The 13,094-nt window shown below is 71.5% G+C and carries 13 protein-coding genes; 7 read left to right on the forward strand and 6 right to left on the reverse strand.

Features of this window, described 5'->3' with window-relative positions; genetic code table 11:
- Positions 1-177: 177 nt before the first annotated feature.
- The gene (locus ABD973_RS00165) at positions 178-1,329 is read right to left on the reverse strand and encodes a HEAT repeat domain-containing protein (protein WP_345497451.1); all 1,152 of its coding nucleotides are present in this window, start codon (positions 1,327-1,329) and stop codon (positions 178-180) included.
- A gap of 927 nt (positions 1,330-2,256) precedes the next feature.
- Between ABD973_RS00165 and ABD973_RS00170 the strand changes: the two genes are divergently transcribed.
- Complete coding sequence (locus tag ABD973_RS00170) at positions 2,257-3,309, forward strand: hypothetical protein (RefSeq protein ID WP_345497453.1); 1,053 nt, start codon at positions 2,257-2,259, stop codon at positions 3,307-3,309.
- Between the two features lie 309 nt (positions 3,310-3,618).
- Here the strand turns inward: ABD973_RS00170 and ABD973_RS00175 are convergent, their stop codons facing one another.
- The gene (locus tag ABD973_RS00175) at positions 3,619-3,990 is read right to left on the reverse strand and encodes a hypothetical protein (RefSeq protein ID WP_345497455.1); all 372 of its coding nucleotides are present in this window, start codon (positions 3,988-3,990) and stop codon (positions 3,619-3,621) included.
- Positions 3,991-4,460: 470 nt separating this feature from the next.
- Positions 4,461-4,859 (reverse strand): winged helix-turn-helix transcriptional regulator, encoded by a 399-nt coding sequence (locus ABD973_RS00180; RefSeq protein ID WP_345497457.1) that lies wholly within the window; start codon positions 4,857-4,859, stop codon positions 4,461-4,463.
- A 77-nt stretch (positions 4,860-4,936) separates the two neighbouring features.
- On the opposite strand from ABD973_RS00180, the gene ABD973_RS00185 reads away from it, so the two are divergent.
- Positions 4,937-5,911 (forward strand): NADP-dependent oxidoreductase, encoded by a 975-nt coding sequence (locus tag ABD973_RS00185; RefSeq protein ID WP_345497459.1) that lies wholly within the window; start codon positions 4,937-4,939, stop codon positions 5,909-5,911.
- A 264-nt stretch (positions 5,912-6,175) separates the two neighbouring features.
- Here the strand turns inward: ABD973_RS00185 and ABD973_RS00195 are convergent, their stop codons facing one another.
- Positions 6,176-6,715: a hypothetical protein gene (locus ABD973_RS00195; RefSeq protein WP_345497461.1), complete on the reverse strand. Its 540-nt coding sequence runs from the start codon at positions 6,713-6,715 to the stop codon at positions 6,176-6,178.
- Positions 6,716-7,014: 299 nt separating this feature from the next.
- Here ABD973_RS00195 and ABD973_RS00200 point away from each other — a divergent pair, with 299 nt between their 5' ends.
- From ABD973_RS00200 to mscL, 4 genes are all read left to right on the forward strand, one after another.
- Complete coding sequence (locus ABD973_RS00200; RefSeq protein WP_345497463.1) at positions 7,015-7,404, forward strand: HEAT repeat domain-containing protein; 390 nt, start codon at positions 7,015-7,017, stop codon at positions 7,402-7,404.
- 319 nt (positions 7,405-7,723) lie between these two features.
- Entirely contained in the window at positions 7,724-8,794 is a 1,071-nt protein-coding gene (locus ABD973_RS00205) for a permease (RefSeq protein ID WP_425586069.1), read from the forward strand.
- Positions 8,791-9,594: a TIGR03943 family putative permease subunit gene (locus tag ABD973_RS00210; RefSeq protein ID WP_345497464.1), complete on the forward strand. Its 804-nt coding sequence runs from the start codon at positions 8,791-8,793 to the stop codon at positions 9,592-9,594. Before ABD973_RS00205 ends, ABD973_RS00210 begins: the two co-directional genes overlap by 4 nt.
- 142 nt (positions 9,595-9,736) lie before the next feature.
- Positions 9,737-10,180, forward strand: a complete 444-nt coding sequence (gene mscL, locus ABD973_RS00215) for a large conductance mechanosensitive channel protein MscL (RefSeq protein ID WP_345504402.1) — start codon at positions 9,737-9,739, stop codon at positions 10,178-10,180.
- A 44-nt stretch (positions 10,181-10,224) separates the two neighbouring features.
- Here mscL and ABD973_RS00220 read toward each other — a convergent pair whose 3' ends face one another.
- The gene (locus tag ABD973_RS00220; RefSeq protein ID WP_345497466.1) at positions 10,225-11,160 is read right to left on the reverse strand and encodes an aminoglycoside phosphotransferase family protein; all 936 of its coding nucleotides are present in this window, start codon (positions 11,158-11,160) and stop codon (positions 10,225-10,227) included.
- Positions 11,161-11,514: 354 nt separating this feature from the next.
- Here ABD973_RS00220 and ABD973_RS00225 point away from each other — a divergent pair, with 354 nt between their 5' ends.
- Complete coding sequence (locus ABD973_RS00225) at positions 11,515-12,168, forward strand: hypothetical protein (RefSeq protein WP_345497468.1); 654 nt, start codon at positions 11,515-11,517, stop codon at positions 12,166-12,168.
- A gap of 159 nt (positions 12,169-12,327) precedes the next feature.
- Here ABD973_RS00225 and ABD973_RS00230 read toward each other — a convergent pair whose 3' ends face one another.
- Complete coding sequence (locus ABD973_RS00230; RefSeq protein WP_345504404.1) at positions 12,328-13,071, reverse strand: 2OG-Fe(II) oxygenase; 744 nt, start codon at positions 13,069-13,071, stop codon at positions 12,328-12,330.
- Positions 13,072-13,094: the final 23 nt, after the last annotated feature.

Genomic DNA, 13,094 nt, shown 5'->3' on the forward strand with positions numbered 1-13,094 from the left:
GGCACCGACAACGGGGTGTCGCGCCGTCACCCGCCACCGTAGGGCTCGGTATGGTCGTTGATCAGCATGAGCAGAGGCGGTCTGGCGCGCAAGGCCCGCCGCGGGTATGAGAACCGGATCTCCTCGTGCCACGCGGCTGGGGTTCAGGATGACCGTCAGTCGAGACGAGCGTCGAGCTCAGGTCGATGCGGTGCGCGCGCGCATGCGGTGCGCGGTCCGCAGTCCCTGCTTGGCGGCCGTTGCCACGAGGCCGCCGAGGGTGGTTCTGGCGAGGTCGTGGGCGGCGAGGCGTTCCAGTGCCGGCAGGGCCCGGTCGTCGGCGGTGGAGCCGAGAGCGCGGCAGGCCAGTGCGCGGAGGTCCGGGTCCGGATCGGTGGTGAGGGCGATCAGGTCGTCCACCACCGGCGGGCCGAAAGCAGCGATCGCTGAGGCGAGATAGCCGGCCTTCGGGTTCCGGCGTTCCATCATGGTCTGCCAGAGCGCAGCGAGTGCCCGGTCGCCGCCGATCTGGCCGAGCGCCAGGGCGGCCCTGCTGCGTACCCAGTCGGTCTCGTCGTTCAGCCGGGCTGTCAGGGCGGGTACGGCGGCCGGTTCCTCAAGGAGGCCGAGCGCCTCGCAGGCACCCTCGCGGACCATCGGATCGGGATGCTCCAGCAGGGCGGTGATCAGCGGGACGGCCCGGCGGAAGCCCAGTTCGGCACAGGCGAGCACCGACCACCGCACCCCGCGGTGCCCGGTGTCGGCGAGGGCACGCAGGAGGCCCGGTTCGACGCTCGCGTCGCCGAACAGGGTGATCCGGTTGAGTGCCTTGGTCCAGACGGTGACATCCTGCGTCCGGTGGTCGGAGGCGACCTCGGACAGGGCCGCCCGGGCCTGCGGATGGCCGAGCTCGGCCCACTCCAGCAGGGCGTCGATCGCCCGCATCCGGATCGTGCGGTTCCTGCTCAGCTCGGCTGCGTGGACGGTGACGAGGGATGTCGGTCCGTCCGGCGGGTGGCCGAGTGCGTCCTCGAGCGGGCCGGCGAGCGGTGGTTCGAGCTCGCCCAGGCGCAGGGCCAGTGGGCCGATTCGGGTGCCGACGTCCGCGTCGTAGCGGCCGTCGGCCCGCAGGTTCGCGGCCAGCTTGGCGACCGTATGGAACAGCAGCCATGCGTGGTCCGACGGGGAACCAGCGAGGGCGTCGAGCCGGCCGGACATCGCCGCGGTGACGGCGGTCGCCGGGCGACCGGTGGCCTCCAGGACCGCCCGCGCCCAGGCCAGCGGCTCGCCCTGACGCTCGTAGAGCTGGCGGCCCCACAGGCGGAGGACGGCGTCACGGTGGTCGGTCATCCCAGGATCGTTCCAGCGGGGAACAGCGACAGCCAACGGATTTTCCTTGCGGTCATCGGGTGTCAGACCATCTGGGCATGATTCCGGCTCGTCCAAGGAGCTCCCTCCCGGCTCACCTTCGGTGGCGACATCATCCAGAGGTCGCCTTCCTGCGCAGTGCGGTGGCGATCAGCAGCTCGGCGGTGCCGCGCGGGTCCGTGCGCTGGAGCGGGGTCAGCCAGGCGCGGGCCGACAGGACGATCACGGTGGCCGGGTCCGTCGGCCCGCACTGGCCTCCAGCTGGGATTCCGGGCGGTAGGCCGGCGTGAGCGCGGTAGGCAGGTCCCTGCCCGCTCGTACGCGGCGAGCTAGTGGTGCCCGTCGAGGAGGTAGCCCACCCGGCTTCAGGCGGTGTGTTGCACAGCGCTACCAGCGCGGGCAGATCGAGTGGCCGCAGGCACTCCGGATCCGGCGGCTCGGCCTGCCCGGTACGCGGATCGGGTACGAGGCCGGGGGCGCTCAGCCACTCGGTGAGGTACTTGACCCCGGAGAGTCCGGGGCTGCCCGTGCCGGCTCGAGCGGCCGACCACCCCACGCTGCCGTAGGCGTCGTCGGCTTCGAGGAGCCCCGGATCGCCGGCGAGCGGGAGCAGGCTGCCATCGGCGTCGCCGCCTGCGGGGGGCCTGCTCGGCGAGACCCGGCCCCTTGCGGCGTACGGCTGTGCGCGCGGGGCACGGACTGGTCCTACGGGTCCGGGGCGGAGGAGGCCCGTTTCGCCGGCCGATGATGGCAGTGCATTTCTCCGACTTGAGGACTATTCGGCGGGCGTGGGGCGACGGTGTGTCCGGATGCCGGGCGCCGGTCCGTTGTGGCTTGATCGTGGGGCGGTCCCGGCCAGGGAGCGCGACATCCCGCCCAGTCGGCATCCCCGGTCGAGGAGTCCCGAGCGTGAGACTGACCATGCACCGCCACGCGGTATCCCCACGACGCGACGCCGGGCGGCTGAGCAATCCGGTCCGGCGCAGCGCCCTCCTGCTCGCCGCCGCGGCGCTGCCCGCGGCGTTGGTGGTACCGCTGGCCCCACCCGCGGAGGCGGCGCCGGTGACCGTCACCTTCAACCCGGGCGCCAACCAGCCGTTCAACGTGCCCTCCGGCGTCACCCGACTGACCATCACCGCCACGGGCGCCGCAGGAGCGAACGGGGCCAACGGAGGGGCGGGCGGTGACGGGGCCGTCGTCACCGGCAGCGTCGACGTGCCGTCGGGTACCACCACCCTGTACGTCAACGTCGCCACCGGCGGAGGCACCAGCGGAACGCCAGGCGGATCCGGTGAGGGGGGAGGAGCCAGCGATGTGCGCACCTGCGACTCCACCCTCCCCGGCTGCGTCCTCACCGGCGTCCCCGCCACCGACCCCCGCCTGATCGTCGCGGGCGGCGGAGGCGGCGGCGGAAGCACTACCGCGACCGCACCCTTCCCGCTCCCCGAGGCCACCGGCGGGGACGCCGGAACCACCGGTCAGACGGGTGGCAACAGGCCGAACGGAGGCCGAGGAGGCGGCGGCGGAACGCAGACCACCCCCGGCGCGGGCGGCGCCGCATGCCCATCCCAGACCGGGGGCACACCCGGTACCTCCGGCGGAGCCGGCACCGGCGGCGACGGCGGCGACCCCATCCCCGGCGGAGGCGGCGGCGCGGGCTGGTTCGGTGGGGGCGGAGGCGGCGGGTGCGACACCGTCACCAGCAATGACTTCGGGACCGGCGGTGGCGGCGGCGGCTCCAACCGCGTCCCGGCGGGCGGCACGTCCGGACTCGCCACCGGCCCGGCCTCGGTGACCATCACGTACGAACAGGGCGGGAACGGCGGAGTGGGCGGGCCGATCCTGCCCGTCAACCTCAGCGGCGTCATCCCGATGTTCAACAACATCAGCACCAACAACAACATCAACAGCCCCGGCGCCAGGAATGCCACCACACAGAACTTCGGCCTGAGCGCGCCCTGAACCGCTTCCACCCGGTCCGGACCCGTGCCTTGAGGTGAACCGGGGGCCATCGGCGGGGGTCCTGGGGGGTGCGCCGGCCCACCCGGGCCCTCGTGCCGGCGCCGGGACTACCCGCCGCCGCCTGGAGCACGGCGGACTGCTGAAGGAAACGGGAACTGATCCCGCCCGCACAGCATTCTCTCCGAATGGGAAAGGAGCCCCTGGCAATACCAGGGGCTCCATCCGCACGGAGTTTGAATCGGTGCGTCCGAGCGCGGGCCGGGGTGGACTATCGGTTCCGCATCCGTCTCTTGCTGATTTTGCCCAACATCAGCGCGTACCCGCCGCAAAGCACCGCCACGGCCACATACTGAGCCCAGGCGATGCCCTGAAAAGCGTACGTGACACCAGGTGGAGGCGGCGGAGGGAACTCGTCAACAGGTCCGGGACGCGACGGATCGTGATGTGCACGTCGTTGTTCCGTCGACGAAGAATCCACCGCGCCTCTGCCGGTTCGAGGTCGAACGAGAACCGCTGGATGCCATGGAGGCCGTAGAGGCCCGTCACGCCCTTCAACAGATCGGCGAGCGCGTTCGTGCAGTAGCTGACGATGTCCCGGTGCTTCGTCGAGCCGTCCCAGATCCTGCACGTCGCCCAGCCGGAGCCGCTCAGTTCCCAGCTGAAGTGCAAGGACTTCGTCACTGAATCCCCCTGCCTGCGGGGCCGGGCTCGGCGCGAGACGGCGTGGAGCTACCTCGCCGACCCGAGTGGCGCGACCCGGCTGTGGGCGTGTCAAGTGGCCGTCGAGGGGGCACCAGCGCGGTCATGACCGTGATGCTGCTGTTCCTCCTCCCCGCCGGCCTCGCCCTGGTGTTCCTGGCGACCGCCGAGCCTCGCCACACCGGCCGGCACCGCCAGGACTAAGCACGGAGCGGTGCGGCCGACCGGACCGTTCGTGATCCCGGCCCCCCGCCGTCTGTCGCGCCCGGGCACTCGGCACCGTGGGCGCACACGTGGCGCAATGCCATGGGGGCACGGCGGTCGCCCTCTCGGCGCGGGCCTGGCCGAACCGGCCACGCCACGCGGGGCGGCGGCCGCCGGGCTGTGGTCGATTCCCTGCCGCCGGCTGTCCGCACCGAAAGGTAGGCCCGCTGACCGAGCAGGGGAAGGCATCAGCTCGGTTCGTCGTACACGGCGCGGGCGGCGCGCACCTCGTCCATGTGTTCCTCCGCCCATTCCTTGATGGCGGACATGACCGGTAGTAGCGAGCGGCCGAGCTCGGTGAGCTCGTACTCGACGCGGACCGGGACGGCGGGGATCACGGTCCGCGACACCAGTCCGTCGCGTTCCAGGTGCCGCAGGGTCTGCGTGAGCATCTTCTGGCTCACGCTCGCCAGCCTGCGACGCAGGTCGCTGTAGCGCTGAGGCCCGTCGGCCAGTGCGTTGACGGCGAGGCTGACCCACTTGTCGGCGATCCGGTCCAGGAGCTGACGGGCGGGGCACTGCGCGAGGTAGGCGTCGTAGGCGACGCCCCGCTCGGCGCGGTGCTGGGCGGCGGTACGGGTGGGCATGGCCCTCCTTGAGGTGCCGTAGGCACCTCCAAGTGCCTGCTTCCCGGGGGAGAGTAGCAGTGCCTACGGTGTGCGACATGATCACTGAAGAGCTCATGCGGGCGGTGATCGCCCGCGGTTACGGTGGATCCGAGGTGCTCGAACTGGTGCGGGTCCCGCTACCGGAACCGGGTCCGGGCCAGGTCCGGGTCCGCGTCGAGGCGGCGACTGTCAACCCCGTGGACCTGGCCACCCGTTCCGGCGCGCTCGTCGAAGCGGGGCTGATGGCCCCCCGTGAGCACACCGGCATCGGCTGGGACGTCGCGGGCGTCGTCGACCGGATCGGAGCGGGCGTGACCGCGTTCGCACCGGGGCAGCGGGTGATCGGCCTGCGCGACCTGCTCGACGTGTCACTGGGCACCTACTGCGACTACGTCGCCCTGGACGCCGCGGCACTCGCGCCCGCTCCGCCCGGTGTTTGCGCCGCGGCCGCGGCAACGCTGCCGTTGAACGGCCTCACCGCCCTGCAGGCTCTCGACCTGCTCGGTCTCGCCGCGGGCGACACTCTGCTCGTGACCGGAGCGGCCGGAGGCGTCGGCGGCTTCGCCGTGGAACTGGCGGCGCGGCATGGTCTGCGCGTCATCGCCCAAGTCCGAGCCGCAGACGAGGCGTTCGCCCGGTCCCTCGGCTCAGAGTGGGTCGTCGGCCGGGACAGCTCCGACCTCGCGGGCGACGTCCGGCGCGTGGTGCCGGGCGGCGTCGACGGCGCGCTCGACACGGCAGGACTCGGGGTCCGTGCGCTGGCCGCCGTCCGCACCAGGGGCGCCTACGTCACCGTGGTCGGCGGATCGGCCCCGCTCCCCCTGCGCGGCATCCGCGTCCATCAGCAGTGGATCAGTTCCGACGGGGCCGCCTTGACCGAGCTCGCCGGCATGGGCCTGACGCTGCGGGTCACCGGGACCCTCCCGCTCGAGCGCGCAGCCGAGGGCCATGAGCGCCTCGCGGCGGGCGGGACGCGCGGCCGACTGGTGCTGGTTCTTTCCGGAGCGGATGCCTGGAGCGTGCCCCTTTGATCAGGTCGTCACTTGATCGGATGTATCTGTCCGCTTAGTGATCACTGGTGCGATATGGGACCGGATCGAGCTGCCGAGGCCGGTCGATCCGGTCCGTGTACGAGGGGGGCCGGCCGACCACCGTCACCCCCTTCAGGGCATCGCGTGGATGTACCGCACCTGCTCGAGGCCCAGGGCCCGCCCTTCCGGGGCGGACCGCTGACACGACGTTCGGCTATGCGGTTCCGGGTTCTTCCCCCGGCTACTGCTGCACGTCTCAAGCCGTCACGGGCGCAGGCCGCCGCCCGGCAGGGCGGCCACGTCCGCGCAGCTGGTGTGGTGGGCGGCCAGCATGATGGTGTCGACCCGGTCGGTCTCGGTGAGCTTGGCCATGAGGATCCAGGCGCCCTCCTGGAGCCGGGTCTGCGTCACGGCGCCTTCCTGCACGTGGTCAGCCGTACTCCAGCCGCGCTTCTCCAGGGCCCGCAGCACGGCGGCGTACGGCGCCGCACCGGTTCCGGTGCCGACGGCCACGTCGGGGCTGCCCATCCAGAGGAACGTGCAGTCGCCCAGCCGACGTTCCGCGGGTGAGGTGGCATCCGGGTCGGGGCCGGGCGAAAGCCCCCTGAGCCCGGCCTCCGCGGTCGCGGCGTCGACGTCGGCATCGACGGCCCCACGGCCCAGGGGGTCCGCCTGGCGCCCGCCGGCCGGGGCCGCCGTGGCGCTCGGCGCTGCCGTGGACGCCGCGCTCTTCACATCGCCGGGGCTTTTGCCGCACCCCGCCACGAGGAGCAGCGCCACCGCGCCGAGCGCCGTCGCGCGCACTATCGAGTTGTTACGAATCAAGGGTGAAACCGCCACGTTTTGCCAGATAGTCAATCGAGGCAGCCCATTATCCATGGATTCAAGCCTCGGCTGGCGCGCGCTTCGCCATCCACCTCGAACTCCACACGGGGCGGATTCCCCGCCCGCCCCAGCGACCACGCAGAGCGGCTGACGCCGCTCCCTACCTCGCCCGCGTCGCCGCCTCCGTCGGGCAGACCGTCAACGCGCTCCAGCTGCTCGGCTGCCTCGCCGAGAGCGAGGACGAGCACGAGGTCGAGCCCGGCGCCGTCCGCGCCGCCGTGACGGCGCAGTTGCCGCTGCTGATACCGCTGCTGGCCGATGAAGACGCGGCCGTCCGGCAAGCAGCGGGATGGACTGTCGGCCACACCAGGGACACGGGCATTGCCCTGCCCGCTGTCCGGTCCCTCCTTGCCGCCGAGACCGAGCCCATCGTCCGGGCCGAGCTCCTCACCGCGTACAGCCGGATGGACCGGGCGGGTGCGGTCGCCGAGGCCCGCAGCCTGCTCGGCCCGGACACGCCCGTGCCGCTGCGGCTGGCCGCCGTGTTCGCCGCCTTGGGTCCTGGGGAGCCCTGGCTCGCCGTGCACCGCACCGCCCTCCGCAGCCTGCTCGTCGTGCTCCTCGCCGAGGCGCGTAGGCCGGCCCTCGAAGCGTCGTGCTCCGCGTGATCCGCGACGCCTCCGACACGCGCTCGCGCCGTGGTGGCAGCTGGTAAGCGCGTTGCGCGAGGACCCCGGGCCGGGACCGGACGGATGGCGGGGAGCGGCCCGGTTCCGCTCCCAGGGCCGGGGTGTGGGACTCGGTCGAGCCGTCGGTCATGGCCGAGGGTGCCGCGGCGGACGTTGCAGGCACTCGGCGTCGTCGGCCTGCCGACTGGCCCCGGCTTACCCGGGCGCTAGATGAATATGATTGTCGTCGGCTAGTGTGGCCCTGCCCGCGCCGGGCCGCCTTCGGCCGGGCTCGGTACGCTCCGCCGCGGTGCGGGCGATGAGCGAGGGGCGCAGCGTGGTCGAGGGCTCGGTGAGCACGGTGACGGGACCGCCGCCACCCCGTCCTTCGGTCCCTTCCGCCGGAGGGTACGGCCCGGAGCGGCGGCGCAGGCCGGTGGCAGGCGCGGTTGGCTCGGCCCTGGTCGGGGCGGTGGTGGTCGCGGTACTCGCCGGACCGTGGCTCGAGCGGCGGTTCGGGCTGCCGGCGTTCGGGGCGTGGCGCACGCTGCTGATCGCCGTCGTCATCCAGGGCGTTCCGTTCCTGATGCTCGGCACGGTCGTCTCGGCGGCCATCGGTACGTTCGTCCCCGCTCGGGTCTTCTCCAGGGTGCTGCCGCGCAATCCGGTGCTCGCCGTGCCGGTGGCCGGTGCCGCCGGAGTCGTGCTGCCGGGGTGCGAGTGCGCCTCGGTGCCGGTCGCGGGCAGCCTGATGCGCCGGGGCGTGGCTCCCGCGGCGGCCTTGACGTTCCTGCTCGCCGCGCCCGCCGTGAACCCGGTGGTGCTCGTCGCGACGGCGATCGCGTTCCCCGGCAAGCCGGAGATGGTGGCCGCGCGGTTCGGTGCCTCGCTCGTCACGGCGGTCGTCATGGGCTGGCTGTGGATCCGGTGGGGACGGGAGGAATGGCTGCGGCTGCCGGCCGCGCGAGCGGAGCAGGTACCCGGCGCGGGCCGGCTGGAGACGTTCCGGCGCGGTCTGCAGCACGACTTCCTGCAGGCGGGCGGCTTCCTGGTGATCGGCGCCATGGCCTCCGCGACCTTCAACGTCCTCGTACCGCCGTCCGTTCTGGAAGCCTTCTCGGGGTCTCCCTGGCTCGGCGTCCTCGCGGCGGCCGCGCTCGCGGTGCTCCTGTCGGTGTGCTCGGAGGCGGACGCGTTCGTCGCGGCCTCGTTCACCGGCTTCTCGCCCACCGCCCACCTCGCCTTCATGGTGGTGGGCCCGATGGTCGACATGAAGCTGATCGCCCTGCAGTCAGGAGCCTTCGGGCGGGCCTTCGCCGTGCGGTTCTGCGCCGCCACGTTCGCCGTGGCGCTCTTGTGCTGCGCACTCGTCGGAGGTGTGCTCCTGTGACCGGAGGACCTCCCGCCGACTCGGAAGACGAGCCCCTGCTGGGCGGACTCGGTTCGCCCCTGCTCCTGGTCCTGACCGGCGCGGGACTGCTCCACATCACCGTGCCCAGCGACGTGTACCTCCGGTACGTGAAGGAGGGCATGTGGCCGTACCTCGTCGCGTCCGGGGTCCTGCTGGCCGTCCTGGGCTTCGCGGGACTGGGAGTCGAACTGGCGCGCCGCCTGAAGGAGACCGCGGACGATGTCATGGGAGGGCACGACGGTCACGGTGACGGCCTCGGGCACGACCATGGGCACGGAGGAGCCAAGCACGTGGCCTGGCTCCTGGCCGCACCTGCCCTCACCCTGCTCTTCGTCGCCCCGCCGGCGCTCGGCTCGTACACGGCCTCGCAGGACGGGGCCGCGTCCGGCGTCGAACGGAGCGCCTACGAGGAGCTGGGCGATGCGCCGGTCACCCCGATGGCCCTCGAGGAGTTCATCGGGCGCTCGGTGCACGCGCCGAAGACACTGCGCGGCCACGAGGTCCGGCTGCTGGGGTTCGTCTCCGCCGGGAAGAGCCCGGACACCTGGTACCTCAACCGCTTGAAGCTCAGCTGCTGCGCTGCGGACGCGAGGACCCTGCGGGTGGAGGTGCACGGCGTGCCGGCGCCGGCCAAAGACGCCTGGGTCGAGGTCACGGGCGTCCTGAGCGCCGAGCACGTCCCCGTCGAGAACCCCGTCCCGATCATGGAGGCCGCCGCCCTGAAGCCCGTCGCCGCACCGCGCAACCCCTACCACGACGCGCCGCCCGCGGACGGCTGAGGCGGCGTCCGCGAGCGGTCATCGTGCCCGCGCGTGGTGCTACGGGCATGGGTGAGGCGTGGCAGGGCAGCAGAGGTCAAGCCGGGCTCGCCGCGCTCTCGGTGCCGCCCGTCGACGTGACGACCATCAAGGGGTGAAAAAGGTGAAGGGCTTCCGCAGTTTCATCCTGCGCGGCAACGTGGTCGACCTGGCGGTCGGCATCGTCATCGGGGCAGCGTTCACCGCCGTGGTGAACGGCTTCGTCAGCGCCTTCCTGACACCACTGGTCGGGCTGGCCACCGGCGCCACCGGCGACATGAGCCGCAAGACCTTCACCCTCGGCGCCACCACGTTCCCCTACGGTGCCTTCATCAACGCCGCGATCAGCTTCCTCCTCATCGCCGGAGCGCTGTACTTCCTGGTCGTGCTGCCGATCAACAATCTCCACGAACGCCTCGCCCCGCACCAGGACGTCCAGGCCCCGAAACGGGACTGTCCCGAATGCCTCAGCCCCGTACCCGCCCAGGCCCGCCGCTGTGCCTCCTGCACTGTCGCCCTGCCGGCCGTACCCGCACAGGCCGGAGAGACGACCCAGCGCCTGGGATGACCGGTCTCTGTGCACCCATCCACTGACGGCATGACGGCCTTCGTCTACTCCCGCTTGTGGGTGTCGTCCCATCTCGTTGCGACGAGTCGTCGCAACGCGGCGTGTGCGGGTGGGCCCCAGGTGGCCTTGCCGCCGGGGCGGCCGTGGACGCCTGCTTCTCCGATGAGGACGCCGCTGAGGGCGCGCAGCACCGCCCAGCCGCGGGCGCGGCGCAGGGTCGCGGTGTCCGGGGTCGGCCGGTAGGCCGCGCGGAAGCGGTCGGCGGCGTCGTCCGGCAGCAGTATCCACGGTGCGGCGAGGTCGCAGGCCGGGTCGCCGGTGCAGAGGTCGCCGAAATCGATCACGCCGCAGAAGGTGCCGTCGGCGGTGAGGATGTTGGCCGGGTGCAGGTCACCGTGGAGCCACAGGGGCGGGCCCGTCCACGCGGGTGCGGCGAGGGCGTCCTCCCAGACGATGCGGACGGCCTCCGGGTCGGGGATCAGCCGCGCCTCGGTGGCCGACGCGAGTGCCTTGGCGAACCCCTCGGCGTGGTCGGCCAGCGGTCCCCCGCGGCCACGGCCGACGGGAGCCCCGGCGGGAGAGGGCCGGTGAAGAGCCGTCAGGAAGGCGGCCAAGCTGTCGGCCGCGTCCGCGGCGCGCGTGGCGGGGGCGCGGTCGGCGGGCTCGCCCTGCACCCACGTGGTGACGGTCCAGGGCCGCGGAAAGCGCTCGGAGGGCTCGCCGAGGCGCTGCGGGACGGGGACCGGCAGCGGGAGGTGCGGGGCAAGGACGGGCAGCCAGGCGTGCTCCTTGCGCAGCAGCGCATCGGCGGACTGTGTCGCCCAGGGCAACCGGACGGCGAGGTCGTCGCCGAGCCGCCACAGCTGGTTGTCCCAACCGCGTGCGCCGAGCCTCACCGGGCGATCGGCCAGGTCGGGATGCTGGTCACGCAACAGGTGGCGGACCAACTCTGCTGTGACCTCGATCTGGGTGTGGGTCATGCGGAGCAACCGTAGTCGGGCAGCAGTTCGTCCATGGATCACTTGATCGAGCGATCGACATTCCCGTATTGCCGACGGGCGCGCGGAAAGTGACCGTGCACGCGCTGGGTGTGTACGCCGGCCTCGGCCGCCCGTACACGCCCGGCGACGTGTCCGAGCTCCTGCGCCACGCCGACCTGCGGCTCAGCTTTCCGCCCCTTGGGCGGGGCCCGCTACCAACCCAGGAACGGGCCCCGACCGGCAGCAACACCGGCGTATGGGTGGCCGGGCCGTCGCACCCGTGATCGCCGGGGCCCCCGGGCGTTCCTGTTGAACGAGGCGTCCTCGCACTCGACAGTCGACAGGAGTAACACCATGGCCATCTCTGCGTTCAGACGGCGCGTTACCCCCCTGAGCACCACCCTCGGACTGGGCATCGTGCTGCCGTTCGCCGTGGGGGTTGCCCCCGCCTATGCGCAGGCTCAGCTGGACCTCACCAAGAGCCATGCGGGCGAGTTCCGCCGGGGCGGCCATGGTTTTTACCAGATCACCCTCTTCAACAACGGTGACCAGGCGACCGATGGCGGAACCCACCTGAGCGACGTCCTCCCGCCGGGACTCTCCGCCCAAGCGCTGAACACGCAGTCGGAGGGCAGCTTTGACCTCAACTGCGGCTTCCTCAACGCGGGCAGCGGGTTCACCTGCGACAGCGCGGCGCTGGATCCCGGCGAGGGCTACACGATCATCGTCACCGTGGACGTTGCCCAGAACGCCCCGTGCACGGTCACCAACACCGTCTCCGTGACCGACGACGCCGGTGTCAACCGCGACACGGCAAGTGACCCCACCGCCATCCCCGGAAACGACTGCAGCGGAAGCGACGACGGCGGCAACGGTGGCTCTTCCATCCTCCCCGTCAACCTCAGTGGCGTGATCCCGATGTTCAACAACATCACGACGAACAACAACATCGGCAGCCCCGGCGCGAGCAACACGAGCGGCCAGGGCTTCGATCTGAACGCTCCCTGATCCCCGGCGAGGGCACCCGGCACCGTCCCCGGGTGCCCGGCGGCGGCTGCCGAGTTGGAGAGTCATCCCCGGTATGCCGGGACGCGTTTCGATGGAACGGCGCGACCGAAATCCACGAAACCTTCCTCGACCTCGCCGCTTGCCTCACCTTGCTGGTGCTCACGACACATCTATGGGCTTGTAGAGCACATCGGTTCTGAGAATTGTTTTCGTGCCCTCAAGAATCGGGGCCGAGTCGTGAAGCGTCCGATGCCAGAAGAGGAGCGCATCGCCCGGTTCGGGGCGGTGGATGCCCAATATCTCCTCGGGCTTTGCGAGCCGGGGCCAGTCCGAGAAGTCGCGTTGCGCAAAGGGCAGATCGTTCTGCTGGTCGGCGATGAACCGTGTTTCTCCGCCCACCGCCTCATATGACAGGTAGACGACGACCGTCAGGAGAGTCCGCCTCCCGTCGGGGGCGAAATAGGGCGAATCGTAGTGCGGAACGAGAAGTCCGCCGTGTTCGTACGTGATGAAGCGCATACGTGGATTGACGGCCGCCGGCTTCCAGGGGTTTCCGTCCGAATCCGTCGGATCGTCCGGCCCCACTTCAAGCGGCAGAAACGTCCGCAGCCTGCGGTAGAACTCTGCCGCCAAGGCTTCGGATTCAGCCGTGGCGCGGAGATGGGCGACCGGATCTCCCTCTGCATAGTTGGCGGCGACGCCGTCTCGCCCCACCGGAGCAAAGCGCTGGGCAGCCAGTTCGGCCGCGAATACCTCCACTTCGGCCTGGGTCAGGAAGTGGCGAATCACCCTGGCATCGACGTTGGGGATCTCCTTCTCGATCGGGGCCCACGAGTCATCGGCAGATATTCGACTCAGCGCTTCTTCCGAGAGCTCGAAGGGATTCACCGGCATTTCGAACATGCGCACTTCTCCATCTTGAGGTC

Source organism: Streptomyces racemochromogenes (genome assembly GCF_039535215.1).
Taxonomy (GTDB): domain Bacteria; phylum Actinomycetota; class Actinomycetes; order Streptomycetales; family Streptomycetaceae; genus Streptomyces; species Streptomyces racemochromogenes.

What these genes read in the sequence shown, in the direction of transcription:
- ABD973_RS00165 (WP_345497451.1), bottom strand. Translation starts at nt 1,329, where the DNA reads ATGACCGACCACCGTGACGCCGTCCTCCGCCTGTGGGGCCGCCAGCTC.
- ABD973_RS00180 (WP_345497457.1), bottom strand. Translation starts at nt 4,859, where the DNA reads ATGCCCACCCGTACCGCCGCCCAGCACCGCGCCGAGCGGGGCGTCGCC.
- ABD973_RS00185 (WP_345497459.1), top strand. Translation starts at nt 4,937, where the DNA reads ATGATCACTGAAGAGCTCATGCGGGCGGTGATCGCCCGCGGTTACGGT.
- ABD973_RS00205 (WP_425586069.1), top strand. Translation starts at nt 7,724, where the DNA reads ATGAGCGAGGGGCGCAGCGTGGTCGAGGGCTCGGTGAGCACGGTGACG.
- ABD973_RS00220 (WP_345497466.1), bottom strand. Translation starts at nt 11,160, where the DNA reads ATGACCCACACCCAGATCGAGGTCACAGCAGAGTTGGTCCGCCACCTG.
- ABD973_RS00225 (WP_345497468.1), top strand. Translation starts at nt 11,515, where the DNA reads ATGGCCATCTCTGCGTTCAGACGGCGCGTTACCCCCCTGAGCACCACC.
- ABD973_RS00230 (WP_345504404.1), bottom strand. Translation starts at nt 13,071, where the DNA reads ATGTTCGAAATGCCGGTGAATCCCTTCGAGCTCTCGGAAGAAGCGCTG.